The following is a 231-nucleotide window of genomic DNA, read 5'->3' as shown; positions in this document are numbered from 1 at the left end:
ACTTGTAGCTGTTAATGCCTTTTGTAACTATACCGTCAGAATTCTCGAATAAACAATGCGCTAACTGATAGTCTGCTAATAACCAAGCCGTAAATGACTCTTCATTGGCAGTGCCACTAGCAAAATCAACATTGCGTAATAATGCGTCTGTCGGCTGGGCATTATTCGCCGTCACGACTAACCATAAATAAAACGCATAACGATCACAATTCGCATTTTGCCATTCTACTG

At 40.7% G+C, this 231-nt stretch carries 1 pseudogene; it reads right to left on the bottom strand.

The annotated features are described in order from the left end of the window. Positions 1 to 231, bottom strand: a pseudogene (locus MTCD1_RS20460) (hypothetical protein); the annotation flags it as partial.

The organism is Colwellia marinimaniae (assembly GCF_002207865.1).
GTDB lineage: Bacteria > Pseudomonadota > Gammaproteobacteria > Enterobacterales > Alteromonadaceae > Colwellia > Colwellia marinimaniae.
The sequence above is the reverse complement of the archived record's forward strand: the minus strand, read 5'-3'. Positions and strand labels throughout refer to the sequence as shown.